The sequence below is a fragment of the Delftia sp. SD018 genome, assembly GCF_017355445.1.
Classification (GTDB): domain Bacteria; phylum Pseudomonadota; class Gammaproteobacteria; order Burkholderiales; family Burkholderiaceae_C; genus Comamonas; species Comamonas acidovorans.
This window is the reverse complement of record NZ_JADDRN010000015.1, coordinates 22,809-46,511: the sequence shown is the minus strand read 5'-3', so window position 1 is coordinate 46,511 and position 23,703 is coordinate 22,809. Positions and strand designations below refer to the sequence as shown.

The 23,703-nt window shown below is 69.9% G+C and carries 22 protein-coding genes; 8 read left to right on the top strand and 14 right to left on the bottom strand.

From position 1 onward, the window contains the following. Positions 1–22: 22 nt before the first annotated feature. Genes INR38_RS16120 through INR38_RS16095 form a run of 6 tightly spaced genes read right to left on the bottom strand, consistent with a single transcriptional unit; the run spans position 23 to position 6,090 of the window. Complete coding sequence (locus tag INR38_RS16120; RefSeq protein WP_207444143.1) at positions 23–664, bottom strand: nucleoside/nucleotide kinase family protein; 642 nt, start codon at positions 662–664, stop codon at positions 23–25. Next, positions 661–1,530 carry a sugar phosphate isomerase/epimerase family protein gene (locus INR38_RS16115; protein WP_207444144.1) on the bottom strand — a complete coding sequence of 290 codons (870 nt, stop codon included), beginning with the start codon at positions 1,528–1,530 and terminating at the stop codon, positions 661–663. The genes INR38_RS16120 and INR38_RS16115 overlap by 4 nt, the downstream gene beginning before the upstream one ends. Then, positions 1,527–2,564: an ABC transporter permease gene (locus INR38_RS16110; protein ID WP_207444145.1), complete on the bottom strand. Its 1,038-nt coding sequence runs from the start codon at positions 2,562–2,564 to the stop codon at positions 1,527–1,529. Before INR38_RS16110 ends, INR38_RS16115 begins: the two co-directional genes overlap by 4 nt. Beyond that, on the bottom strand, positions 2,561–3,595 hold the full coding sequence (locus tag INR38_RS16105) for an ABC transporter permease (RefSeq protein ID WP_207444146.1): 1,035 nt from the start codon (positions 3,593–3,595) through the stop codon (positions 2,561–2,563). The genes INR38_RS16110 and INR38_RS16105 overlap by 4 nt, the downstream gene beginning before the upstream one ends. Beyond that, entirely contained in the window at positions 3,588–5,087 is a 1,500-nt protein-coding gene (locus tag INR38_RS16100; RefSeq protein WP_207444147.1) for a sugar ABC transporter ATP-binding protein, read from the bottom strand. Before INR38_RS16100 ends, INR38_RS16105 begins: the two co-directional genes overlap by 8 nt. Positions 5,088–5,100: 13 nt before the next feature. Beyond that, a complete protein-coding gene (locus INR38_RS16095) occupies positions 5,101–6,090 on the bottom strand; it encodes a substrate-binding domain-containing protein (protein WP_207444148.1) in 990 nt (329 codons plus the stop codon). 178 nt (positions 6,091–6,268) lie between these two features. Here INR38_RS16095 and INR38_RS16090 point away from each other — a divergent pair, with 178 nt between their 5' ends. Beyond that, the gene (locus INR38_RS16090) at positions 6,269–7,288 is read left to right on the top strand and encodes a LacI family DNA-binding transcriptional regulator (protein ID WP_347566758.1); all 1,020 of its coding nucleotides are present in this window, start codon (positions 6,269–6,271) and stop codon (positions 7,286–7,288) included. Between the two features lie 49 nt (positions 7,289–7,337). On the opposite strand, the gene INR38_RS16085 is transcribed toward INR38_RS16090, so the two are convergent. The 3 genes from INR38_RS16085 to INR38_RS16075 are packed head-to-tail and all read right to left on the bottom strand — an operon-like array spanning position 7,338 to position 9,914. Further along, entirely contained in the window at positions 7,338–8,171 is an 834-nt protein-coding gene (locus tag INR38_RS16085; protein WP_207444150.1) for a DUF3037 domain-containing protein, read from the bottom strand. Further along, the gene (locus INR38_RS16080) at positions 8,168–8,896 is read right to left on the bottom strand and encodes a HipA family kinase (protein ID WP_207444151.1); all 729 of its coding nucleotides are present in this window, start codon (positions 8,894–8,896) and stop codon (positions 8,168–8,170) included. The genes INR38_RS16085 and INR38_RS16080 overlap by 4 nt, the downstream gene beginning before the upstream one ends. Further along, positions 8,877–9,914, bottom strand: a complete 1,038-nt coding sequence (locus INR38_RS16075) for a LysR family transcriptional regulator (protein ID WP_047328020.1) — start codon at positions 9,912–9,914, stop codon at positions 8,877–8,879. The genes INR38_RS16080 and INR38_RS16075 overlap by 20 nt, the downstream gene beginning before the upstream one ends. A 111-nt stretch (positions 9,915–10,025) precedes the next feature. Here INR38_RS16075 and INR38_RS16070 point away from each other — a divergent pair, with 111 nt between their 5' ends. The 3 genes from INR38_RS16070 (at position 10,026) to INR38_RS16060 (ending at position 12,941) form a co-directional block, all read left to right on the top strand. Further along, complete coding sequence (locus INR38_RS16070; RefSeq protein WP_207444152.1) at positions 10,026–11,261, top strand: alpha-hydroxy acid oxidase; 1,236 nt, start codon at positions 10,026–10,028, stop codon at positions 11,259–11,261. Between the two features lie 51 nt (positions 11,262–11,312). Further along, positions 11,313–12,299 (top strand): tripartite tricarboxylate transporter substrate binding protein BugE, encoded by a 987-nt coding sequence (locus INR38_RS16065; protein WP_207444153.1) that lies wholly within the window; start codon positions 11,313–11,315, stop codon positions 12,297–12,299. Between the two features lie 138 nt (positions 12,300–12,437). Beyond that, on the top strand, positions 12,438–12,941 hold the full coding sequence (locus INR38_RS16060) for a carboxymuconolactone decarboxylase family protein (RefSeq protein ID WP_207444154.1): 504 nt from the start codon (positions 12,438–12,440) through the stop codon (positions 12,939–12,941). 15 nt (positions 12,942–12,956) lie between these two features. Here the strand turns inward: INR38_RS16060 and INR38_RS16055 are convergent, their stop codons facing one another. The 5 genes from INR38_RS16055 to INR38_RS16035 form a co-directional block, all read right to left on the bottom strand. After that, on the bottom strand, positions 12,957–13,937 hold the full coding sequence (locus INR38_RS16055) for a tripartite tricarboxylate transporter substrate binding protein (protein ID WP_207444155.1): 981 nt from the start codon (positions 13,935–13,937) through the stop codon (positions 12,957–12,959). A gap of 42 nt (positions 13,938–13,979) precedes the next feature. Further along, positions 13,980–15,182, bottom strand: a complete 1,203-nt coding sequence (tcuB, locus tag INR38_RS16050; RefSeq protein WP_207444156.1) for a tricarballylate utilization 4Fe-4S protein TcuB — start codon at positions 15,180–15,182, stop codon at positions 13,980–13,982. Positions 15,183–15,187: 5 nt separating this feature from the next. Then, a complete protein-coding gene (gene tcuA, locus INR38_RS16045; protein WP_207444157.1) occupies positions 15,188–16,612 on the bottom strand; it encodes an FAD-dependent tricarballylate dehydrogenase TcuA in 1,425 nt (474 codons plus the stop codon). 87 nt (positions 16,613–16,699) lie between these two features. Next, positions 16,700–17,662, bottom strand: coding sequence for a LysR substrate-binding domain-containing protein (locus tag INR38_RS16040; RefSeq protein ID WP_012202727.1), 963 nt, complete (start codon positions 17,660–17,662; stop codon positions 16,700–16,702). Between the two features lie 100 nt (positions 17,663–17,762). Continuing rightward, on the bottom strand, positions 17,763–18,569 hold the full coding sequence (locus tag INR38_RS16035; protein ID WP_013804645.1) for an IclR family transcriptional regulator C-terminal domain-containing protein: 807 nt from the start codon (positions 18,567–18,569) through the stop codon (positions 17,763–17,765). Positions 18,570–18,722: 153 nt separating this feature from the next. On the opposite strand from INR38_RS16035, the gene INR38_RS16030 reads away from it, so the two are divergent. The 4 genes from INR38_RS16030 (at position 18,723) to INR38_RS16015 (ending at position 23,693) form a co-directional block, all read left to right on the top strand. Continuing rightward, positions 18,723–19,760 (top strand): tripartite tricarboxylate transporter substrate binding protein, encoded by a 1,038-nt coding sequence (locus INR38_RS16030; RefSeq protein ID WP_207444158.1) that lies wholly within the window; start codon positions 18,723–18,725, stop codon positions 19,758–19,760. Positions 19,761–19,816: 56 nt separating this feature from the next. Next, positions 19,817–21,316, top strand: coding sequence for an AMP-binding protein (locus INR38_RS16025; RefSeq protein ID WP_207444159.1), 1,500 nt, complete (start codon positions 19,817–19,819; stop codon positions 21,314–21,316). Positions 21,317–21,347: 31 nt separating this feature from the next. Then, entirely contained in the window at positions 21,348–22,109 is a 762-nt protein-coding gene (locus INR38_RS16020) for a citryl-CoA lyase (RefSeq protein ID WP_207444160.1), read from the top strand. A gap of 417 nt (positions 22,110–22,526) precedes the next feature. Then, positions 22,527–23,693 carry a CoA transferase gene (locus tag INR38_RS16015; protein ID WP_207444161.1) on the top strand — a complete coding sequence of 389 codons (1,167 nt, stop codon included), beginning with the start codon at positions 22,527–22,529 and terminating at the stop codon, positions 23,691–23,693. The last annotated feature ends 10 nt before the right edge of the window (positions 23,694–23,703 follow it).

The window sequence follows — 23,703 nt, the reverse complement described above, 5'->3', positions numbered from 1 at the left end:
GCGGGGGCTGTGTCCGGCAGCCTCACCCCCAGCGCAACACCCAATCCGCCCGCCCCCGCGTTGCCGCAATGCGGCGCGCATTGGGCTCGTCCACCTGCGCCACCCAGTCGCGTGCGGCCTGGGGGCTGCGGCCGTGGAGTTCGTGGCGGCGGGTCAGGCGTTCGATGCGAAGGCGGTCGTCCATGTCCACGTACCAGACCTCGTCCAGCAGCGCGCGCACGGCATGCCAGTGCGTGCCCGGCGCATCCTGTTCCTCCATCAGCAGGTAGTTGCCTTCGGTGATGACCAGGGGCACGCCGGGCGCGGTGGCGATGGCGCCTGCAATGGGCTCCTCGATGGCGCGCCGGAATTCTGGGGCGTAGACCGTTTCACCGGCCACGGGCGTGTGCAGGCGGCGCAGCAGGGCCACGTAGCCGGCCGAGTCGAAGGTGTCGGGTGCGCCCTTGCGCTGCGCGCGGCCCAGGCGCTGCAGCGCGGACTGCGCCAGGTGGAAGCCGTCCATGGGCACGGCAGCCGCCAGCGGGCCCAGCGCCTGCAGCAGGGCGGCGCAGGCCGTGCTCTTGCCTGCGCCGGGCGGGCCAGCCAGGCCCAGCAGGCGGCGGGGGCCGGAGCGTGCCAGCGCAAACGCACGCGCCAGGGCCTCGGGCGGCAGGATGGCCGTCATGCGCGTGCCTGCTGCGCGCTGGCCAGCCCGTCGGCCATGAAGCCGCGGGCGTGCAGGGCCAGGTCCATGCCGTCTTCCCACATGGGGCGCCAGATGGCCAGCGCGTTCGACAGCTGCTCGTTGACGATGGCGGACGAGAAACTCTCGAAGGTGACGGTGCCCTGGTAGCCGATCTGCGCGAGGGCACCGAAGAACTGCGCGAAGTCGATGTGGCCCGCGCCCAGGTAGCCGCGGTGGTTCTCGCCGATGTGCACATAGCCCAGCCGCTGTCCGCAGGCCAGCACGGGCGCGGCGAGGTCGGCTTCCTCGATGTTCATGTGGTAGGTGTCCAGGTGCACGCAGACATGGGGCTGGCCGACTTCGTCGATGAACTCCAGCGCCTGCGTGGCCGTGTTCAGCAGATTGCTTTCGTAGCGGTTGACCACCTCCAGGCCCAGCGTGACGCCGCGCTCGCCCGCGAAGTCTGCAATGCGCCGCACGGCCTCGATCGCGTTGCGCCGGCCCTGCGGCGTGCAGGGGTGGCCGTATTTCGCCATGGCGCCGTAGAGGATGCCGCCAAAGTAGCGCCCGCCCAGGCGCGCCGTGATGTCCACGCCCTCTTGCAGCAGCGCCAGGCCGCGCGCGACCACGGCGGGGTCTTCGCTGGAGACATCGGCCTCGAAGGTCAGCCCGCGCGAGCAGCCTACGCCCAGGCCATGCTCCTGCAGCAGATCTCGCGTGAGCGCCAGGTCCATGAGCCGGGGGCCGTGCAGGGACAGCTCGACCAGGTCGTAACCGGCCTGGCGCGTCTGCTCGATCACATGGCGGGTGGAGGCCGGCGACAGGTCGCCGGCCCAGACAAGGGCGTGGATGCCGAGGGGGTTCATAGGGGCTCCGGGTGGACTCTGCGAGAGAGTGAAGGGGAGGGTTCGGCGGGTGCCCGGGCACGGCCCCGCCAGCGCGCGAGCAGGTGGCGCGCGGCCACGGCGGCGATCATGGTGGCGCCCCACAGGGCCTGCGTGAGCTGGGCATTGGCGCCCAGCAGGTTCACTCCGCTGGACAGCACCTGCAGGATGAGCAGGGCGACGAACAGCCCCGACACCCGGCCGAAGCCGCCCATGGGATCGGTGCCGCCCAGGATGGCCGCAAGCACCGTGACCAGCAGGTAGGACTGGGCGTAGCCCGCACTGGCCGAGTTGAAGCGCGCCATCATCAGCACCGCCGCGATCCAGCACAGCAGCGTGGACAGGGTGTAGACGCCGATCAGCACGCGGCGCGTATCGATGCCCGCATGGCGCGTGGCCTCGGCATTGGAGCCGACCATGCAGATGGCCAGCCCGTGGCGTGTGCTGCCCAGGTACAGGCCCACCAGCAGGCACACGGCCGCGAAGATCCAGAACGGCAGCGGCAGGCCCAGCCACTGGGCGGAGCCCAGGGCCAGAAAGGTCTCGGGAAAGCCTGCAATGGGCTTGCCGCGCGTGAGCCAGACGCACAGGCCGTTGATCAGCGACATGGTGCCCAGCGTGACGAGGATGGGATGGGCATGGACGCGCGCCACCAGCCAGCCGCTGGCCAGCCCCACCAGCAGGCTGGCGAGGGCGCCCACGGTCAGTGCCGCGGCGATGAGCAGGCCCTCATGGCCCGACAGGTCCAGGCCCAGCGCCGACAGGCCTCCCACCAGCACCCAGGCCATGGCCAGGCCCGCCATGTTGGCGCTGGCGACCACGGCCAGGTTGATGCCGCCACTGACCAGCGGCAGCATCTGCGCCAGTGCCAGCAGGCCCAGCTCGGGGATCTGAAGCAGCACCGATTGCAGCGTGCCCAGGGTGGCGAAGCTGCCGGGCAGCAGCAGCGTGAACACGGCGCACAGCAGTGCCAGCAGCGCGATCAGGCCCAGCGGCGCGCCAGGGCTGCGGTTCATGGCGCAGCCCCCGCCAAAGGCGCTGCAGGAGTGGCGTCAGCGCTGCGCTGCTGGTTGCGCCGCTGCGTGCGCCGCAGTCCCGTTGCGGCGGCGCAGGCCAGCACCACGGCGCCCAGCAGCACCTGGAAGAAATACGGCGACACGCCCAGCAGGTTCAGCCCGTTGCGCAGCACGGCCAGCAGCAGCACGCCCATCAGCACGCCGCCCACGCTGCCCGTGCCGCCGAACAGGCTGGCGCCGCCCAGCACGGCGGCCGCGAGCACGAACAGCTCCGTGCCGACCAGGGCGTTGGGCACCGACTCGCCCACGCGGTGCGCCTGCACCAGGCCTGCGATGGCCGCCATCATGCCGAGCCAGCCATAGGCCACGCCCTGGATGGCGCCCAGCCCGATGCCCATGCGGTGCGCGGCCTCGGGGTTGCCGCCGAAGGCGTACAGGCGCCGCCCCAGCGCGCTGCGTCCCAGCAGCAGCGCGGTCAGCACGGCGGCCGCAGCGGCCACGGCGATGGGCAGGGTCAGGCGCACGGGGTCTGCGCCGTCGGCGCTTGCGAAGCGGGCCAGCACCACGGAATCGCTCCACCACGACGGCAGGTCGTAGATGGACCGGCCGCCCGTGCCATGCATCAGCAGCGCGAAGTACAGGTTCAGCGTGGAGATGGTGATGATGATGGAGGTGGCGCGCAGGCGGTGGATGAGCAGGGCGTTGAATGCGCCCAGCGCCAGTCCCGTGGCCAGGCCCAGCGCGATGCTGGCCGCCGGTGCCCAGCCCAGGCGTGTGGCCGCGAGGGCCGCAAGGTACTGCGCCACCGTGGCCGTGGCCGCAAACGAGATGTCGATGCCGCCCGCGACCAATACCACCAGCAGGCCCACGGCCATGATGGCGGTGACCGATGCGCCCTCGGCCACGTCCATCCAGTTGCCCAGCGTCCAGAAGCCCGGCGCCAGGGTGCCGAACAGCAGGGCCATGGCGGCAATGGCCAGGCCCAGCCGGGCCACGGGGTGGTGCAGCAGCGCGTGTGCGTGTTCAGGCATGGACGGCCTCCTCGATCTGACTTTCGGAATGCACCCCCGGCACGAACTCGCCGGCCATGCGCCCGCCGCGCATGTGCAGCACGCGGTCGCAGTGGGCATGGACCTCGGCCACCTCGTCCGAGATGACGATCACCGCCATGCCCTGTGCGGCGAGCCCGTGCACGATCTCGAAGATGCCCTGGCGGTTGCCGATGTCCACGCCCACGGTGGGCGAGTCGAGAATCAGCAGGCGTGGCGCGGTCGCCAGCCAGCGGGCCAGCACCACGCGCTGGGCATTGCCGCCGGACAGCTGGTGCACGGGCGCGTCCAGCGCGGGCAGGCGCATGTGCAGGCGGTCGCGCCACTGGGCTGCGGTGGCGGCGCGGCGGCTGACAGGCAGCCAGCCCAGCGGGCCGGACAGGCGCGGCAGCATGGCCAGCACCAGGTTGTCCTGCACGGACTGGCGCAGGTTCAGGCCGATGGACTGGCGGTCCTCCGGCACATAGGCAATGCCCGCCGCCATGGCGTCGCGGTTGCTGCGCAGCGCCAGCGTGCGGCCGCCCAGGCGGATGCTGCCGCGGTCGGGCCGGCGCATGCCGAACAGGCCCAGGGCCAGCTCGGTGCGGCCCGCGCCCAGCAGCCCGGTCAGGCCCAGGATCTCGCCCTCGCGCACGTCGAAGCTCACGTCCTCGTAGTCGCCGTCGCGGCCCAGGCCGCGCACTTCCAGCAGCGCGGGCGCGGCGGACATGTCGCGCGCATGCAGGCGCTCATCCACTTCCTGCCCGGTCATCAGCGCGGCCAGTTGCCGGCCCGACAGTTGCGCGGCGGGCCAGGTGCCCAGCTTGCGCCCGTCGCGCAGCACGGTGACGCGGTCGGCGATCTCCATGACCTCATCCAGCTTGTGGCTCACGAAGACGATGGCCATGCCATCGGCCTGGAGCCGGCGCACCACGGCCAGCAGCGCATCGACCTCGGCACGTGTGAGCGAGGCCGTGGGCTCGTCCATGAACAGCAGCCTGGCCCGGGCCGCCATGCCCCGGCAGATGGCCACAAGCTGGCGGCCCGCAATGGGCAGGTCGTCCACCCGCGCATCCAGCGGCAGCGCAATGCCCAGGCGCCGCAACACGGCCTGGGCCGCCTCGCGCTGGCGCCTGCGGCGCACGGGCGCCCACCAGCGGCCCATGGCCTGGTCGAAGGCAATGTTCTCGGCCACGCTCAGGTTGGGAAACAGCGACAGGTCCTGGTAGATCACCTGGATGCCCAGGGACTTGGCCAGCGCCGGGTCCAGCCGCTGCACGGGCTGTCCGCCGATGTCGATGCGCGCGCCCGGCTGCGGCGCGTGCACGCCGCTGAGCACCTTGATCGCCGTGCTCTTGCCGCTGCCGTTGCTGCCCATCAGGCAGTGCACCTCGCCGGGCATCACGTCCCAGTCCAGCGCATGCAGCGCGGTGGCGTCGCCAAAGCGCACGGTGACCGCCTGCATGCGGACCAGCGCCGTTGTGGTGGCATCCATGGCAGCGCCCGGCTCACAGGCCCAGGCCGACCAGCCGGTCTATGGTCTGCCGGTTGATCGGCTCCAGCCTCTGGCCCTGGATGTTGCGGCGCTCGCGGTCCACCTGCACCTTGCCCAGGCCCGGTATCTCCATGCCGTCCGTGGGCTCGCGGCCGTCGATCAGCATCTTGCCCACATGCACGATCACTTCGCCGGCCAGCGCGGGGTTCCAGATGAAGCCTTCGCGGATCACGCCCTCGCGCACCAGCTTCGCCCCCTGGCCCGGCGAGAACGAGCCCACCACGGCAATGCGCTCGGCTTTGCGCGCATCGGCCACCGCACGGCCCGCGCCAATGGGGCCCTGGCTGCCGAAGGCCAGAAAGCCCTTGAGGTCGGGGTGGGCGCGCATCAGGTCCTGGGCGCTGCGGTAGGAGTCGTCCAGGCTCTCGGCCACGCCGAAGCGCTCGGACACCAGCTGCATCTTCGGCCACTGTTTTTTCTGGTGGGCGATGGCCGCATCGGCCCAGGCGTTGTGCAGCGGCACGGTCAGCGAGCCCACGAAGACCACGTACTTGCCTTCGCCACCCATGGCCTTGCCCAGGCTGTCCATGTGGCGCTCGCCAAAGCCCGCGACGCTGCTCAGCTCGATGTTCCAGTCGGCGCCCTTCTGGTCGGGCGACTCGTGCGTGAGCACCTTGATGCCCGCGCTGCGCGCACGCCGGAATACGGGCTCCAGTGCCCTGGCATCGTTGGGCACCACGGCGATGACCTTGCTGCGGCGCGCGATCAGGTCCTCGACCGCGCGCACCTGCTGGGCCGCATCGGCCTCGGTGGGGCCGACCATGCCGCTGGAGATGCCCAGCTCGCGGCCTGCCTTGCGGATGCCGGTCTCCATGGCGTTGAACCACGGAATGCCCCCGACCTTGGCCACCACCGACACATCCTCGGCACCGGCCGCGCCTGCCAGCACCGCCAGGGTGCAGGCCAGCAGTGCCCTCGAGAACCGGCTGAATCCATGGAACATGGCGCTCCTCCCTGTGTTTTGCACAATCGATTGCGCAAACTATAGACAGATGGACTTCCATTGCCGATGCGGGATTTCCCGGGCCGCTGCTGCGTGCCGGTGCCGGTCCGCCCGAATCGCTGCCGCAGCGGCTACGATGGCCGCCGAGCGCTCCCGTCCCAACCCCCTGCAGAGCACCGTGAACCGCCCCCGAACCTCCACCATCTACGACCTGGCCGAACTGGCCGGCACCTCGGCCTCGACGGTCAGCGCCATCCTCAACGGCAGCTGGCAGTCGCGGCGCATCAGCGAGGAGACCGCGCGCCGCGTGCAGCAGCTCGCCCAGGAACACAGCTTTGCCGTGAACCGCCAGGCCAGCGGCCTGCGCCGCCAGCGCTCGGGGCTGATCGGCATGGTGATTCCCACGCACGAGGACCGCTTCTTCGGCGCGCTGTCCCAGGCCTTCGAGCGCCTGGCCCACGCGCGCGGCCTGTGCCCGCTGGTGGTCAGCACGCTGCGCGACGGCGCGCTGGAGGTGGAGACCGTGCGCTCGCTGATCGCCTTTCGCGTGGAGCACCTCATCGTCACGGGCGCCACCCGGCCCGACGCCATCAGCGCCGAATGCCGTAAGGCCGGCGTGCGCCATGTCAACGTGGATCTGCCGGGGAAAAAGGCGCCCTCCGTCACCAGCGACAACCGCTGGGGTGCGGCCGAACTCACGCGCCTGCTGCTGGCGCGCTCCAGGCCCCCGGCAGGTGCGCCGCAGGACGCCATCTGCTTTCTGGGCGGCGTCCGCAAGGAGTACGCCACCGAGCAGCGCCTGGCCGGCTTTCGCGAAGCCCTGGCGCCCCACACGCCGGTGGCGGACGAGCACATCCTCTGCTGCGGCTACGACCCCGAAGCGGCCCGCCTTGCCATGGCCGCGCTCTACCAGCGCCTGGGCGGCCTGCCGCGCGCGCTGCTGTTTTCATCGGGCATCACGCTGCAAGGCGCCATCCGCTTCCTGCGTGGACTGCCCGATGCGGAACTGGCGCAATGCAGCTTTGGCAGCTATGACTGGGATCCCTATGCCGAATGCCTGCGCTTTCCGGTGCACATGGTGCGCCAGAACGTCGAAGGCCTGATGGCCGAGGCCTTCCGCGCCATCGATGGGGACGGCCTGCGCGCGGGGCAGGTGGTGCAGGTGCGGCCGCAGTTGGTGGAGTGGGGGGAGGGCTGACCGCTGGACGGCGCTGTGCACAGTAAACGCGCGGTCCGCAGGGCCGCGCCTAATGCTGCGCGAATTCCTTGATGCTCTGCATGGCGGACTGGCCTTCGCCAGCCACCACGATCACCTTGTGGTGCTCGAGCTCCCGCATGATGTCCTGGCTGACTTCCCTGTGAGCCTGCTTGTCCTGTGGAGGCAGGTTCACGTTGACGAGGATGTCTCCGGGCAATTCACGCTGCCGGATCAGTCGCGCGATCTTGCCGGTCCAGACGTCGCCATGCGCAGCAATGTCGTTGGCATCGCTTTGGCCCAGATGCAGGGCCTTGATGATCTTGCGGGGCTTGTCGCCCACCGTCTGCACGAAGTCGAACCGGGCACTGACGTATTCGTTGCCTATGCGCGCCGGCCTGAACGGCGCATCCAATTCGAGGCCGCCCAGCAAAGCCCTCAGGCGTTCGTTCATCGTGCGTTCCACGTACTCGGGCGTGGCAAAAGCATGGTCGACATAGTGGTCGAACTGCTGCTGCAACTCCCGGGCCGGATCCTGGGTGAGCACCACTTTGGCGGGGCTGAAGCGCACAATGGCTTCACGTGGCTGCTCGAGCGCGGCCATCATCCCCCTCAAAGCATCTGTCTTCGCCTGCGGCGCAAGGCTGTGGGTGAGAGTCTCGAGCCGCGACAACTCTTCCTCCACGGCCTTGACTGCGCTCTTGTAAAAATCCCTGTCAAGCGCATCGAAGAAATCGGTGACGCGCTTGGACTTGCGGCTTTGCAGCAGAAAACCGAAGTACCCGCTTTGCGGGCAGGTCAGCACAATGCCGACGTTGGCGAACTCGCCGGTCTCGGCATACGGGACAAATTGGACTATCGAATAGCGGCAGGCAAGAGGCTTCATGTGAACCTCCAAAAGTCGGGCGATTTGCACTTCGCAAGCGTCGCGGCAATGGCATTGATGTCCACCCTGGCGGGGATGTCGCATTCCGGGTTGTTCCAATGCCATTCCGGTGGAATATTGTCGCAGGCAAAGCGGAAAACGGCATCCATCGCCTCGGAAAGTTGATCCTGTAGCCGGTCGCGCGACACAAGATCTGTCTTCTGCCAGCAGCCTCTGAAAATGTGATTCTCGATAAAGGTTGCGGCGTCCAGATGCGGGTCGAAGGCGAGGTTGTGGTCGATGACCACCAATGCGCTGCGATGCGCATCCCACAGCAGGTTGGAGTTGCCGTCCATGCGGTCCACGTTCTGTACCCACCAGTCGAAGGCGAGGATGTTGGCCTGCAGGTCCTGCGGTACATGCAGGATCTGGGCTTTGTCGAACCAGGTGCATCCGGGATGACGCTGCGAGCCGAATGCTATGCCGCAGCCCAATTCACGCCATGGCCTGGGCGCCTCGTCCAGAAGTTCCTGGCTGACATGCAGCAGCTTGAAGGGCGGCAGCGGCAGGCCCAACTGCACGGCCAGATGCGCACAGATCCACTCGTTGCACAGGCTGGACCGATCCGTCTGCCGTCCTTTAACGTAGTAGGTCCGGCCATCGTCGGCCCGGCACAGAAACGGCTTTTGCGCGCCTTGCTCGGAGCGGCCCTGGATTTCAATGACTTCAGCGATGGCAGGCGGCATCTTCGTCTGTGTCGTACAGGTTGCGGGAGGTCTGCTTCCAAGTGCCATCTTGCCCGATTTCGGCTGGATGGCCTTTGCTGCGAGTGTGATGCGGCGAGGCGTGCGGCCCTGTCCCCACCAACCCCGGCATCACCGTGAAATCCACCTGCGCCTGCGCCAGTTGCTGCATGGCCGGGATCAGGGCGCGGGCGTCGCCGCGCCGCCATTGGAAGGCGTAGTGCAGGGGGGCCAGGGCGGCCTTGGGATGGGCGCCCCCGACGGCGCGCAGGCCCAGGGCGGCGATCCAGCCGGTGGGCAGGAAGCCTACGCCCAGGCCGGCGCGCAGCATGCCGGCCACGGCGCCCCAGCTGTTGCACAGGATGCGCTCGCGCACGCTGGCGCCCTGGGCCAGCAGCCAGTCGTCCAGCAGGCGCGTGGTGCCTGCCTGCGGGGGCAGGGTGACCAGTGCATGGCGCTGCAGCAGGGCCGTGGCGCCCAGGCGGCCCGCGCCTGCCAGGCCGGGGGCCACGGCCCAGGCAAAGCGCGCGGCGCCCACGGGGCGGGACAGCAGGCTGCTGCGCGAGGAGCGGCCCGCGATGACGGCAAAGTCCAGCTCGCCGTCGTCCAGGCGCTGCTCCAGCACGCCGCCCACGTCCACATGGGGCTCCAGCACCAGTTGCGGATGGGCCTGGCGTGCGGCGGCCACGAAGGCCGGCAGCCAGGTCAGCGCCGACAGGTCGCCCACGCCGAAGCGGCAATGCCCGGCCAGCGCCTCGCGCGTGTCCAGGGCCTGGCCCAGCGCGGCCATGGCGTTGAGCACCTCCAGCGCGGCGGGCAGCAGGCGCTGGCCGGCATCGGTGAGCACGGCGCGGTGGCCGCTGCGGTCGAACAGCGGCTGGCCCAGCGCGGATTCCAGTTCCGTGATGCGCTTGGACAGCGAGGACACGGACAGGTGCACGCGCTGCGCTGCCGTGGCGAAGTTGCTGCAGGTGGCGGCCCACCAGAAGGCTTCGAGCTGCTTGACCGAGGGTGTGGACATGCGTTTGTCATTGGCAAAAAGCGAACAAGTGCATTCTAAATAATCCACTTTCATTCAATGGATGCGCGGCCTACAGTGGCGCCGGTTCCTGAACATTCCGAGGTCCGCACCATGGCCGCCATCGCTTCCTCCTCTGCCTCTGCCTCCACGCCTTCGGCACCCGCCCTGCCGGCGCCGCGCGCCCCGGCCGTGCTGCGCCGCATGCTGTCGCTGCATGATTTCGAGGAGGCCGCGCGCCGCAGGCTGCCCCGGCCCATCTTCGGCTACATCGCCGGGGCGGCAGAGGACAACGCCTCGCTGCGCGACAACCGCGAGGTGTTCGGCGAATGGGGCCTGACCACGCGCGTGCTGGCCGATGTGTCGCAGCGCTCGCAGGCCGTGGAGCTGTTCGGCGAGCGCTATGCCAGCCCCTTCGGCATTGCGCCCATGGGCATCAATGCTCTGTCCACCTACCGGGGTGATCTGGTACTGGCCCGCGCGGCCCAGCGCGCGGGCATTGTGTCGGTGATGAGCGGCACTTCGCTGATCCCCATGGAGGAGGTGGCGCGCGCGAGCCCGGCCACCTGGTTCCAGGCCTATATCCCCGGGGACCAGGCCCGCATCGACGCGCTGATCGACCGCGTGGAGCGCGCAGGCTTTCGCACCCTGGTGGTGACGGTGGACATACCGATCTCCGCCAACCGAGAGAACAACATCCGCACCGGCTTTTCCACGCCGCTCAAGCCCAGCCTGCGCCTGGCCTGGGACGGCATGGTGCGCCCGGGCTGGGTGGCCGGCACCTTCCTGCGCACGCTGCTGCGCCACGGCATGCCGCATTTCGAGAACTCCTTTGCCACGCGCGGCGCGCCCATCATGTCGTCCAGCGTGATGCGCGACTTTTCGGCACGCGACCACCTGAGCTGGCGCCACATCGAGGCCATCCGCCGCCGCTGGAAGGGGCCGCTGGTCATCAAGGGCGTGCTCAGCGTGGAGGATGCGCTGCAGGCGCGGCGCGTGGGGGCCGACGGCATCGTGCTGTCCAACCATGGCGGGCGCCAGCTCGACGGCGCGGTGTCGGCCATGCGCATTCTTGAGGACGTGGTGGCGGCCCTGGGGCCGGACTATCCGGTGCTGATCGACGGGGGCTTTCGGCGCGGCTCCGATGTGCTCAAGGCCGTGGCGCTGGGCGCGCGCATGGTGCTGGTGGGCCGGCCCTTCAACTATGCCGCCGCCGTGGGCGGCGAGGCCGGCGTGCTGCACGCCATCGGCCTGCTGCGCGACGAGGTGGACCGCAACCTGGCCATGCTGGGCGCCTCCTCCTGCGGCGCGCTGGACCGCTCGCACATCGTGCGCCGCGCATCGGCCTGACAGAACCCTCCACCGTCCGTTCAAAACACAGCCATTTCCAGGAGACATTCCATGAACCACTTCACTTCACGCCGCAGCCTGTGCGCCCTCCTGCTGGCCGCTGGTGCCGCACCGGGCGCCATGGCGGCCGATGCCGGCGCCTATCCCACGCGCCCGGTGCGCCTGATCGTGCCGTTTGCGGCCGGCGGCACCACCGACATCGTGGCGCGCGCGATCGCGCCGCGCATGGCCGAGGCCCTGGGCCAGCCGCTGGTGGTGGACAACAAGGGCGGCGGCGGAGGCGCCATCGGCGCGCACGAGGCCGCGCGTGCCCAGCCCGACGGCTACACGCTGGGCGTGGCCACCGTGTCCACCACGGCCACCAATCCGGCCATCAACCCGCGCCTGCCCTACAACCCGCTCACCGATTTCACGCCCATCACCAACATTGCGGCCACGCCCAATGTGCTGGCCGTGCATCCGGGCTTCAAGGCGCAGAGCTTTGCGGCCTTCGTGGAGGAGGTGAAGAAGAACCCCGGCAAGCATGCCTACGGCACGGCGGGCACGGGCTCCATAGGCCACATGCTGATGGAGCTGATGTCCAGCCGCTCGGGGCTGTCGCTCACGCATGTGCCCTACCGGGGATCGGGCCCCGCGCTCAACGATGCGGTGGCGGGCCAGGTGCCCATCGTCTTCGACAACCTGCCCTCGGCCCTGCCCTTCATCAAGGCGGGCCGGCTTACCGCGCTGGCGGTGGCCGCGCCCGAGCGCCTGGCCCAGCTGCCCCAGGTGCCCACCTTCAAGGAGCTGGGGCTGGAGCCTGTCAACCGCAGCGCCTTCTATGGCATCTACGGCCCCAAGGGGCTGCCGCCCGAGATCGTGGCGCGCCTGCATGCGGCCGCCCAGCGCGCGCTGGCCAGCCCCGAGGTGCGCCGCCAGATCGAGGACACGGGCTCGCGCGTGATCGGCAACCGCCCCGAGGAGTTCGCGCGCGAGATTGCGGCCGAGAACGCCCTGTACCGCAAGATCGCCACGGAGCGGCGCATCGTGGCGGATTGAGGGGCAGCCGGCGGAAGGGAGGATAGGGGCTGCGAAAAAATTTTCGCCAACGCTGTCACAACGCGCACGCCCCGCGCGTCTTGAAGGTATGGGCCAGCCATTCCGGCCGGCTGCTACATCCCTCAAGGAGTGTTTTCCATGACCGCTTCGTCTTCCGCTGCCACCGGCGCCCGTCCTCTTGCCGCCCCCACGCCGCGCCTGAACTTCCAGGCCGTGGCCCCCGAGCTGTACAAGGCCCAGGCCGGCATCAACGCGCTGCTCAACCAGTCCAGCCTGGGCATCCAGCTGCTGGAGCTGGTGTTCCTGCGCGTCTCGCAGATCAACGGCTGCGCCTTCTGCGTGGACATGCACACGCGCGAACTGCTGTCCCGGGGCGAGGACCTGCAGCGCATCAACAGCATCGTCACCTGGCCCGAGGTGGATTTCTACGACGGGCGCGAGCGCGCCGCCCTGAGCTGGGCCGAGCGCTGCACGCGCCTGAGCCAGGCCCATCCCGAGCAGCAGGATTTCGAGGCGCTGCGCCCGCATTTCAGCGAGCGCGAGATGGTGGAGCTGACCTATGCCATCGGCAGCATCAATGTCTGGAACCGCCTGTGCGCGGGCTTTGCAGCCCCCGTGGCACGCAAGCCCATCAAGCTCTGAACGCCTGCAAGCCGCTCACTCCGCGGAGAGCTTTCGCTCCTTCACCAGCCTGCCCCACTGCTCGTATTCCTTCTTCATGAAGGCCGCGAACTCGGCGCGCGTGGTGGGCTGGGGGGTGAGGCCGTGCTTGTTCAGCGCCTCCTTGACGCCCGGGTCATTGAGTACCTTGACGATCTCGGTGTTCCAGCGGTCCAGCATCGGCTTGGGCGTCTTGCCGGGTGCCACGAAGGCATACCAGTTCAGTGCCTCGAAGCCGGGATAGCCGGCTTCGGCCACCGTGGGGATGTCGGGCATGTACGCCGGGCGTGTCAGCCCCGTGGTGGCCAGCGGGATCAGCTTGCCGGCCTCGATGTGGGGCAGGGCCGTGGGCGGCGCGGCGAAGTAGCTGGTCACGCGCTCGCCCAGCAGGTCCTGCAGCGCGGGCGCGCCGCCCTTGTAGGGCACGTGCACCATGTCGATGCCCGCGCGCTGGTTGAACAGCTCGCCTGCCAGGTGGGAGGCCGAGCCCGCGCCCGTCGAGGCGTAGTCCACCGTGCCCGGGTTCTTCCTGGCCTTGGCCACGAACTCGGCCAGGGTCTTCACGCCCGCGCCCTTGTGCACCACCAGCACGTTGGGAAAGTTCACGCCGCCCGAGATGGGTGCCAGGTCCTTGAAGGGGTCGTAGGGCAGCTTCATCAGGTGCGGCGCAATGGTCAGCGGCCCCACCGAGCCGAACAGCAGCACCGAGCCGTCGGCCGCCGCATTGGCCACCTGCTGGTGGGCGATGTTGCCGCCCGCGCCGCCCTTGTTCTCCACCACCACGCTCTGGCCGATGTTCTCGCCCAGCTTCTTGGCGATCAGGCGCGCGGCCGCATCGGCGGCGCCGCCTGCGGCGAAGCCCACGACCAGGGACACGGGCTTCTTGGGAGGAAAGTCCTGGGCCTGCGCACTGGCGGCCAGTGCGAGCAGGAAGGCGGCCAGGGCGCTGGCGTGCAGGAAGTTGCGCTTGTTCATCATGGGGTTGTCTCCGTCATTGGCTGGGAATCGGGGCGCATGCGGCTAGTCGGCGCCCAGCCCGATGGGGCTGGGCTGGCGCTTTTCGGTGTTGTGGCGCAGCAGGGACGCCGTGCGGAACACGCCGTGCGCGAACTTGCCGTAGGGCAGGGTGGCGAACAGGGCGATCACCGCGCCCAGGTGCAGGCACAGCAGCAGGGCCAGCGCCGGCGTTCCGCGGCCCAGCCACAGCGCCATGCCGCTGGCCGCGACCAGGAACAGCAGGGCGATGAAGCCCAGGTCCATGGGTTTCTGGCGCGCGTCGCCATGCAGCGGGTGGCGCCTGCGGTTCAGGCGCCACAGGCCTGCGGTGCCCAGCATGAGGCTGGTGCCGCCCACGGCGCCCAGCAGCTTGGGCAGGCTGGGGAATTCGTAGGGCGCCGCCCAGCCGAACACGTAGTGGTAGACCGTGGCCAGCGCCGTGGCCGCAAAGCACAGCAGGAAGCCGTAGAAGGTCAGGTGGTGAAAGCGCCTGCGGCTCAGGGTGTAGGCATCGTCCTCGTTGTGGCAGCCGTCGCCGTGGCCGCCGTCCAGGTATTTGAGGCGCAGCACATCGTGCGCGGCCTCGGCCGCCGCTGGCGTGCCCACGTCCACGCCGCCGGTGGCGGGCTTGACGTCCTTCCAGAAGCGGCGCACGCCCATGGCCAGCGCCAGCACCACGAACAGGAACACGGGCGCGAAGATGCCCACCAGCAGGTTGTGCGGGAACAGGTTGTAGAAGTTGGCGCCCAGGTCGGCGCCCCACAGCCGGCCCAGGCCGCCCTGCAGGGCCACGGCCAGCACCAGGAACAGCGACAGGCCTGCGGCCAGCGCCAGCGACAGCGTGAGCCCGTTCCTCTGGTACAGGCGCCCCAGGGCGGGCGGCCAGGCGTAGTCGGCATAGGTCTGGCCGCGCACCTCGGCCATGGCCTTGGGGATGTTGATGGCGAATTCATGCGGCGGCGCGTACTGGCAGGCATGCAGGCAGGCGCCGCAGTTGTGGCACAGGTTGGCCAGGTAGTGCACATCGGCCTTGCCGAACTCCAGGCGCCGCGTCATGGCCGGGAAGACCGCGCAAAAGCCTTCGCAGTAGCGGCAGGCGTTGCAGATCTGCAGGGCGCGCGCCACCTCGCCTTCGGCGGCCGTTTCGGTGGAGACCGGCAGGATGGGGATGACCCGGCCGGCGGCCAGGTCCTGGGCTTCTTGGGCCAGGGCGTTCAGGGTCTGCATCTCGGTCAAGCCTTCTCTGTCACTGCGCCGCGCACGGCGGGTTGTCCGGCGGCAGCAAGGGCCGCGTTGCGGCCCGCGATGCGGCCGAAGGCCGTGCCGATGGACATGCCCACGCCGGCCGTATAGCCCTTGCCCAGCACGTTGCCGGCCATCATTTCGCCGGCCACGAACAGGCTGGTGCTGGGCTGGCCGGCAAAGCGCACGGCCGCCGTGTCGTCGGTCTCCAGGCCCAGGTAGGTGAAGGTCACGCCGGGGCGCAACTGGTAGCCGTAGAAGGGCGCCGTGTCGATGGGGCGGGCCCAGTGGGTCTTGGCGGGCGCCAGGCCCTCGGTATGGCAGTCGTCCAGCGCCGTGTGGTCGAAGTGGCCGACGCGGCAGGCGCCGTTGTAGGCATCCAGGGTCTGCATGAAGCGTTCCTCGTCCAGGCCCAGCTTGCGTGCCAGCTCGGGCAGGGAGTCGGCGCGCACGCCCGGGAAGACCGGCGGCATGAAGCGGCCAATGGCCTTGGCGTCGATGACGGACCAGGCGGTCTGGCCCGGCTGCTGGGCCACCAGGCGGCCCCAGATGGCATAGCGCTTGGGCCAAAAGTCCTCGCCCTCGTCGTAGAAGCGCTCGGCCTCGCGGTTGACCACCACGCCCAGCGAGACGCAGTCGATGCGCGTGCAGATGCCGCCGTCGTACAGCGGCGCGCGCGCATCGATGGCCACCATGTGGGCCTGGGTGGGGTCGCCGATGCGGTCGGCGCCATGGTCTTCGAGCAGGTGGCGCAGCAGCACGCCGCGGTTGAAGGCCGTGCCGCGGATCAGGAAGTTGTCGGACGGCCACTCGCCGCGTGCGTTCTGCCCCCAGGCCTCGCGCAGCCACTCGCGGTTGGACTCGAAGCCGCCCGCCGCCAGCACGCAGGTCTTTGCGGTGATGCGCTGCTCGCCCACCCAGGCGGCCTTGAACTCGCCGCCCTCGATCTCCAGCCGGTCCACGGGCGACGCGTAGCGCACCTGCACGCCCAGCCGTTCGGCGCTGCGGTAGTAGGCATTGACCAGGGCCTTGCCGCCGCCCATGAAGAAGGCATTGGTGCGCGCCACATGCAGGGCGCCCGACAGCGGCGGCTGGAAATGCACGCCGTGGCGGCGCATCCAGTCGCGGCAGGTGGAGGAGGCACGGATCACCATGCGCGCCAGGTGCTCGTTGGTGATGCCGCCCGTGACCTTGAGCAGGTCCTGCCAGAACTCCTCTTCGGGATAGGCCTCGACCAGCACGTCCTGGGGCGCGTCGTGCATGCAGCGCAGGTTGCGCGTGTGGCCGGAATTGCCGCCGCGCCAGTCGCGCGGCGCCGCCTCCAGCAGCAGCACGCTGCGGCCTGCCTCGCGCGCCATCAGGGCCGCGCACAGGGCGGCATTGCCGCCGCCTATGACCAGGACATCGGGGTCCATGGAGTTCTCCTTGCATTCGCCATCGTGGGGATTGCGAATGTAGGGAGAACGCCGTGCGGCGGGCAGGGGCCCGCCGGCATGGGGGTATCAGTCTTCGTGATGGATGAGGGCCGTGCCGGCCCAGGCGCCGCCGCGCAGCAGCTGGCGCACGCAGTCGATCAGCACCACGCGCGCGGCCAGGGCGGCGGGCGACAGCTCATCCTCGGACAGGCTGCACAGCAGGTTGGTGCGCAGGGCATCTTTGTCCGTGATACGCGACCACTCGAAGCGCTGCGCGGCATCGGCATAGCGGCCCATGGAGGCCCAGGGCTGCACCGTGCTGCCCAGGCCTGCATCCACGGCCGCCATGACCATGGACAGCGAGTCCACCTCCAGCACCAGATGCGGCGTGAAGCGCGCCTGCGAGAAGGCCGTGTCCAGCGTGCTGCGCAGGCCGTGCAGGCCCGTGGGCAGGATCAGCGATTCGCCGGCCAGGTCGGCCAGCGCCATCTGCGGCGGCAGCGGCTCGGGGTGGTGGCCGCGCGCGCGGATCAGGAACAGTTCTTCCTCGATCAGCGGGTGCACCTGCCAGCGCCGCCCGCCTGCGCGGGCCTGGCCGCCGTGCAGGCGGGCGTCGAACAGCACGGCCATGTCCAGCGCGCGCGCATTGAGCATGTCGGTCAGGTGGCCGGACATGCCCTCCACCATGTGCAGGCGCACATCGGGGTAGCGCGCGCGCATGGCCTGCATCATGGGCAGGCCCAGCATGGCCGAGGTGGTGGGCGCCAGGCCCACGCTGACCGAGCCCGACAGCCGCGCCTGCTGCGCGCTGCGCACGGCCTGCTCGGCATGGCGCAGCGTGAGCTGGGCCTCGCGGAAGAAGGCCACGCCCGCCTCGGTGGGGACCACGCCGCGCGGCGTGCGCTGCAGCAGCCGGGTGGACAGCTCGCTTTCCAGGCGGCTGACCTGCTGGCTCAGCGCGGACTGGACCATGTCCAGGTCCAGGGCGGCGCGGCTCATGGAGCCCAGTTCGACGATGCGGACGAAGTAGCGGAGTTGTCTCAGTTCCATGGGGGCGGCGCTTGTGGATGGCAGCGGCGATTGTCGGTGCAGATCGTCGGTGCAGATTCTCGGTGCAGACCGGGCGGGCCGCTGCACCGGGGGCTTGGCCTCAGATGCCGCGCGGCAGCAGGGCCGCCAGGGCTTCGCCTATCGAGCGCGCAATCAGCTTCTGGCGCTCGCCGGGCATGCGCTCCAGCGTGGAGGCCACGCTGACGGCGGCCACGGGCTCGCCTTCGGCATTGCGCACCGCCATGCCCACGGCCAGCACGCCGCGCGTGGCGTGGTTGCCGATGACGGACCAGCCGCGCTGGCGCGTGGCCTTCACCAGCAGGGCCATGCGCTCGGGCGTCATGCCGCCGTACTGCTCCAGCACGGGCGCGTTGGCCGCCATCGCGGCCTGCACCTCGGCATCGGGCAGGGCGGCCAGCAGGGCCAGGCCCGCCGCTCCCACGCCCAGCGGCTGGCGCGTGCCCACCTGGATCACCAGGATCTGCACCGGATGCGTGCCCACATGGCGGGCGATGCAGTGCGATGCCGCGCCTTCGCGCACGATGGCAAAGGCCGCGTCCGCGCAGCCCGCGCTCACGCGCTCCAGCACGGGCTGCAGCCGCACGGCCATGTTGGGCTGGCCCGCGCTGGCGGCCGTGGCCGCCAGCCGGTGGCCGGCCGCATAGCCGAAGCGCCCCCTGTGCGCCACATAGCCGCTGTCCACCAGGGTGGACAGCAGGCGGTACACCGTGGCGCGCTCCAGCCCCGTGGCGCGGCACAGGTCAGCGACGCGCAGGCCCTCGCGGCCTGCGGCCAGCACGGCGTCCAGCACCTGCAGGCCACGGCGCAGCGTGCGGCTGCCGGCATCGTCGGCGGAGACTGGAATGTCCGCTGGCCGGACGTTTGGATTGGTGCTGCGCGAAGGCATGGAAAAGAATTTCCCGGTGATTGCAGGCAGGGCAGAAAAGGGCCTGCGTGCAGCGCGCAGTGTGCCGCAGGCCGTCGAAAGCCCACACAGGCAGACATAAGCGGACACAAGCAGACATAAGCAGACATCAGAACGATCACCTGGAGACAAGACATGACAATCCCTGCCCGTTTCAATCCGTGGGCGCGCCGGCGCCTGCTGGCCTGTTCCTTCACCTGCGCACTGGCCGGCATGGCCGCCGCGACTGTCGCGACCGTGGCGATGGCGCCCGCGCCCGTGCTGGCGCAGCCGGCGGCCTGGCCTGCCCGGCCCGTGCGGCTGGTGGTGGGCTATGCGGCGGGCGGCGCCACCGACGTGATCGCACGCCTGGTGGCCGCCCGGATGGGCGAGCAGCTGGGCCAGAGCGTGGTGGTGGACAACCGCACGGGCGCCAACAGCAATGTGGGCGCCGAAGCCGTGGCGCGGGCGCCTGCGGACGGCTACACGCTGTATGTCTACACCATTGCCAACACCATCAATGCCTCGCTCTACCCCCGGCTCGGCTATGACCCGGTCAAGGACTTCGAGCCCATCGGCCTGATCGCCAAGATTCCCAACATCCTCGTGGTCAACCCGCGCCTGCCCATACAGAACGTGGCCGACTATGTGCGCTACGCCCGGCAGAGTGCGCAGGGCATCAGCTTCGCCTCGTCGGGCAGCGGCTCGTCGATCCACCTGTCGGGCGAGATGTTCCGGCAGCTGTCGGGCCTGCGCATGCTGCACGTGCCCTACCGGGGCAGCGCACCGGCCATCACCGACCTGCTGGGCGGGCAGGTGGATTCCATGTTCGACAACGCGCCCTCGGCCCTGCCCCACGTGCAGGCCGGCAAGCTGCGCGCGATCGCCATCACCAGCGCCCGGCGCTCGGCGCTGCTGCCCGATGTGCCCACGCTGGCGGAGTCGGGCTATGCGGGATTCGACGTGCAGTCGTGGTTCGGCCTGGCCGCCCCTGCGGGCACGCCGCCCGCCGTGATCGAGCGCCTGAACCATGCCCTGAATACCGCCTTGGCCGCACCCGAGCTGCGCCAGCGCCTGGGCGAGATGGCCGCCACGCCCGAGCCCGGCACCCCGGCGCAGATGCGCAGCTTTGCGGCGTCGGAGATCAAGCGCTGGCGCGAGGTGGTCAAGGCCTCGGGCGCCACCGCCCAGTAGTTCGACACACGTTCGGCAAAAGCTCAACACAACCGCCCCACAAGGAGACGACCCCCATGCAACCCATTGATTTTTTCTGGCGCGCGGCCGAGCGCTGGCCGCAGCGCATCGCCATCGACGCGCCGGGCGGCTGCATCCGCTATGACGCGCTGGCCCGCAAGGTGGCCGCGCTTGCGGCCGGCCTGCAGGCGCTGGAGCCCGCCGTGCAAAGCCGCGTGGGCATCTGCGCGGGCAACAGTGCAGACCACATCGCCGCCCTGCTGGCAGTGATGGCCAGCGGCAAGGTCTGGGTGCCGCTCAATCCCAAGAGCACGCAGTCCGAGGTGCGCCGCATCATCGATGCCACCGAGCCCTCCATCGTGCTGTGCGATGCGGGTGGCGCTGCACTGGTGCAAGGGGCGCCGGGCATCCACCTGGTGCTGGGCGAGGGCACGGCGGCGCTGGAGCAGGCGCAGACCGGCGCTTTGCCTGTGATGCCCGACCTGCCCGCCGATGCCATCCAGGCCATCAAGTTCACGGGCGGCACCACGGGCCTGCCCAAGGGCGTGATGCAGCCCTGCCGCGCCTGGATGGCCGGCATTGCCAACCAGATCCAGGCCTGGGGGTTCGATGAGCATGACCGCTACGTCATGGCCGCGCCCATCACGCATGGCACGTCCACCTACCTGCTGCCCATCCTGGCGCAGGGCGGCTGCCATGTGCTGCTGGATGGTGCGGGTGCCGAGGCCGTGCGCAGCGCCTTTGCCCTGCGCGGCGGCACCGTGTGCTTCATGCCGCCCACCCTGATCTACATGCTGATGGCGCTGCCGGGCGCCAGCCGTGCGGACTTCCCCGGCCTGCGCCGCCTCATCTACGGCGGCGCCGCCATGCCGCCCGAGAAAATCCGCCAGGTGCGCGCCTTCTTCGGCCCCGTGCTGGCCACCACCTATGGCCAGACCGAGGCGCCGCAGATACTCACGGCCATGCGGCCCGAGGACTTCGAGGACGAAGGCCTGTGGACCTCCGTGGGCCGGACCACCTGGTTCAGCGACCTGGCCATCATGGCGCCCGACGGCCGCCTGCTGCCCCGGGGCGAGGTGGGCGAGGTCGTGGCGCGCGGCGATCTGCTGATGAGCGGCTACTGGCGCCTGCCAGGCAAGACGGCCGAGACCCTGGTGAACGGCTGGCTGCACACGGGGGACCGGGGCCTGATCGATGCGCAGGGCTACCTGCACCTCAAGGACCGCCTGAAGGACCTGGTCATCACGGGCGGCTTCAACGTCTATCCCGTGGATGTGGAAAACGCCCTGGGCCAGCACCCGGCCGTGCACGAGTGCGTGGTCTTCGGCATCCCCGACGATCACTGGGGCGAGGCCGTGCAGGCCGCCGTGCAATTGCGCGCCGAACTGCGCCCCGACCAGCGGCCTGACGAGGCCGAGCTGATCGCCTTCGTGCGCCAGCGCCTGGGCCCCGTGCAGACACCCAAGCACATCCACTTTCACGCCAGCCTGCCGCGCTCGCCCGTGGGCAAGCTGCTCAAGACGGCCGTGCGCGAGCTTGCGCTGGCACCCCGTTGATCCCGCATACCATCACAAGGAAACCCTGGCCATGGCAACCCCCCAACCCCCCGTCACCCGCCTGTGCACCCACACCCTCACCAGCCTGCATTACCGCGATGCCGACCTGGTCGAGGACCTGATGGGCAAGAAGACCTTCACCGAGGTGATGCTGATGCAGATCCTGGGGCGCACGCCGCGCCCCGTGGACCTGCGCATCGCCGATGTGGTGCTTATCGTGCTCATGGAGCATGGCCTCACGCCCAGCGCCATCGCCACGCGCCTCATCTACATGAGCGCGCCGGAGAACCTGCAGGGCGCCGTCTCGGCCGGCCTGCTGGCCGTGGGCAGCTCCTTCGTGGGCACCATGGAGAACTGCGCCGCGCTGCTCGACCGCATTGCCGCCGCCGCCGACTTCGAGGCCGAGGCCTGCGCCATCGCCCGGCACCACAAGGCGTTGAAAAGCCCCGTGCCCGGCTTCGGCCACCACCTGCACAAGCCCGTGGACCCGCGCGCCTACAAGCTGCTGGACATGGGCCGCGCCGAACCCGAACTGGCGGGCAGCAGAATCCGCGCGCTCGAAACCCTGTCCGCCGCCGTGGACGCCGCAGCGGGCCGGCCCATCACCATCAACGCCACGGGGGCCGTGGCCGCCCTGCTGGGCGAGATCGGCGTGCCCACGGCCGTGATGCGCGGCTTTGCCGTCATCTCGCGGGCGGCCGGGCTGGTGGCGCATGTGGTGGAGGAGCAGCAAAGCCCGTCGGGCCGGTTCATCTGGGAAACGGTGGAGGAAGCAGTAGCGCATGCCCGGTAAAGGGGCCGAGCGCAGCGACGGCCCGCAGCAACTCCCCCGTATGTCAGCGCCTGCGCCGGGTTGTCTGCGGGGTTGCAGTCCTGCCGAAGGACAGGACTGCTTCGTCTTCTGACTCGCCGTGATTGTCTGAACGGAGCGCGTAGCGCGAAGTGAGTTTCACGGCGAACCCCGCAGGCGGCCCGGTGCAGGTTGCCCGCAGCGAAGCGAAGGGTCGCGGACATTCGGGGTCGCCTTCTTTGTCCCCCTTTCTTGGCGATCAAGAAAGGGGGTCGGCCGCCGGGCCGAGACCCGGCCCCTGCCTGCCGCGCAGGCAAGCCGCTGGACACGCCAAGGCACAAGCAGCATGAAGCCCACGCGAACGCAGCATGAAGCAATGACCGATGGACCGCCAGCCCCCCTGCCGCGACCATCACCCCCATGCAACAAACCCATGGATTGTCCGGCGCCCTCGACGGCCTGCGCGTGGTGGACCTGTCCCGCATCCTGGCGGGACCCTGGTGCACCCAGAACCTTGCCGACCTGGGCGCATCGGTGCTCAAGATCGAGCGTCCCGGCACGGGCGACGACACGCGCGCCTGGGGCCCGCCCTTCGTGCAGGCGCCCGGTGGCGAGGCCGTGTCGGCCTATTTCCTGTCCTGCAACCGCGGCAAGCAGTCGGTGGCGCTGGACTTCACCGAGCCGGCCTCGCATGCCTGGCTGCTGCGCCAGATCCGCGAGGCCGACGTGCTGGTGGAAAACTACAAGGCCGGCGCGCTGGCGCGCCACGGCCTGGACTACGCGGCGCTGGCCGCCATCAACCCCGGGCTGATCTACCTGTCGATCACGGGCTTCGGCCAGAGCGGCCCGTTTGCGCACAAGCCCGGCTACGACTATGTGTTCCAGGGGCTGGGCGGCCTCATGGGCTACACGGGCGTGGCCGATGGCGAGGAGGGCGCGGGCCCGCTGCGCACGGGCGTGGCCGTGGTGGACCTGATGACGGGCATGTATGCCACCAGCGCCGTGCTGGCGGCCGTGGTGCAGCGCCAGCGCACGGGGCACGGCCAGCACATCGACCTGGCGCTGCTGGACGTGGCCGTGGCCATGAATGCCAACCAGGCGGCCAACTACCTGGTCAGCGGCGAGAACCCGCGCCGCACGGGCAACGCCCATCCCAATTGCGCGCCCTACGAGGTGTTTGCCTGCGAAGACGGGCATTTCATCCTGGCCATCGGCAATGACGGGCAGTTCGCCGCCCTGTGCTCCGTGCTGGGCACGGACTGGCACCTGGACGCGCGCTTTGCCACCAATGCCGCGCGCCTGACCGGCATGCCGCAGCTGCGCCCGCTGCTGCACGCGGCGCTGGGCCGCTGGCCGCTGCAGGCCCTGACCGATGCGCTGGACACCGCCCAGGTGCCCTGGGGCTGCATCAACACCATGGAACAGGTCTTCGCCCATCCGCAGGTCCGGCACCGCCAGATGCTGCAGACGGTGGAGCACCCGCAGCTGGGCACGCTGAAGCTGGTGCGCAACCCCATGGTGCCGGCCGGCAGCGGCGCCCAGGTGCCGCCGCCGCCCGTGCTCGGAGCGGCGCCGCAGGACCCCTGAATCACTAGAC

Excerpts from the sequence above, each read along its gene's own strand:
- INR38_RS16120 (WP_207444143.1), bottom strand. The coding sequence starts at position 664 with ATGACGGCCATCCTGCCGCCCGAGGCCCTGGCGCGTGCGTTTGCGCTG.
- INR38_RS16115 (WP_207444144.1), bottom strand. The coding sequence starts at position 1,530 with ATGAACCCCCTCGGCATCCACGCCCTTGTCTGGGCCGGCGACCTGTCG.
- INR38_RS16110 (WP_207444145.1), bottom strand. The coding sequence starts at position 2,564 with ATGAACCGCAGCCCTGGCGCGCCGCTGGGCCTGATCGCGCTGCTGGCA.
- INR38_RS16105 (WP_207444146.1), bottom strand. The coding sequence starts at position 3,595 with ATGCCTGAACACGCACACGCGCTGCTGCACCACCCCGTGGCCCGGCTG.
- INR38_RS16100 (WP_207444147.1), bottom strand. The coding sequence starts at position 5,087 with ATGGATGCCACCACAACGGCGCTGGTCCGCATGCAGGCGGTCACCGTG.
- INR38_RS16095 (WP_207444148.1), bottom strand. The coding sequence starts at position 6,090 with ATGTTCCATGGATTCAGCCGGTTCTCGAGGGCACTGCTGGCCTGCACC.
- INR38_RS16085 (WP_207444150.1), bottom strand. The coding sequence starts at position 8,171 with ATGAAGCCTCTTGCCTGCCGCTATTCGATAGTCCAATTTGTCCCGTAT.
- INR38_RS16080 (WP_207444151.1), bottom strand. The coding sequence starts at position 8,896 with ATGCCGCCTGCCATCGCTGAAGTCATTGAAATCCAGGGCCGCTCCGAG.
- INR38_RS16075 (WP_047328020.1), bottom strand. The coding sequence starts at position 9,914 with ATGTCCACACCCTCGGTCAAGCAGCTCGAAGCCTTCTGGTGGGCCGCC.
- INR38_RS16070 (WP_207444152.1), top strand. The coding sequence starts at position 10,026 with ATGGCCGCCATCGCTTCCTCCTCTGCCTCTGCCTCCACGCCTTCGGCA.
- INR38_RS16065 (WP_207444153.1), top strand. The coding sequence starts at position 11,313 with ATGAACCACTTCACTTCACGCCGCAGCCTGTGCGCCCTCCTGCTGGCC.
- INR38_RS16060 (WP_207444154.1), top strand. The coding sequence starts at position 12,438 with ATGACCGCTTCGTCTTCCGCTGCCACCGGCGCCCGTCCTCTTGCCGCC.
- INR38_RS16055 (WP_207444155.1), bottom strand. The coding sequence starts at position 13,937 with ATGATGAACAAGCGCAACTTCCTGCACGCCAGCGCCCTGGCCGCCTTC.
- tcuB (WP_207444156.1), bottom strand. The coding sequence starts at position 15,182 with ATGCAGACCCTGAACGCCCTGGCCCAAGAAGCCCAGGACCTGGCCGCC.
- tcuA (WP_207444157.1), bottom strand. The coding sequence starts at position 16,612 with ATGGACCCCGATGTCCTGGTCATAGGCGGCGGCAATGCCGCCCTGTGC.
- INR38_RS16040 (WP_012202727.1), bottom strand. The coding sequence starts at position 17,662 with ATGGAACTGAGACAACTCCGCTACTTCGTCCGCATCGTCGAACTGGGC.
- INR38_RS16035 (WP_013804645.1), bottom strand. The coding sequence starts at position 18,569 with ATGCCTTCGCGCAGCACCAATCCAAACGTCCGGCCAGCGGACATTCCA.
- INR38_RS16030 (WP_207444158.1), top strand. The coding sequence starts at position 18,723 with ATGACAATCCCTGCCCGTTTCAATCCGTGGGCGCGCCGGCGCCTGCTG.
- INR38_RS16025 (WP_207444159.1), top strand. The coding sequence starts at position 19,817 with ATGCAACCCATTGATTTTTTCTGGCGCGCGGCCGAGCGCTGGCCGCAG.
- INR38_RS16020 (WP_207444160.1), top strand. The coding sequence starts at position 21,348 with ATGGCAACCCCCCAACCCCCCGTCACCCGCCTGTGCACCCACACCCTC.
- INR38_RS16015 (WP_207444161.1), top strand. The coding sequence starts at position 22,527 with ATGCAACAAACCCATGGATTGTCCGGCGCCCTCGACGGCCTGCGCGTG.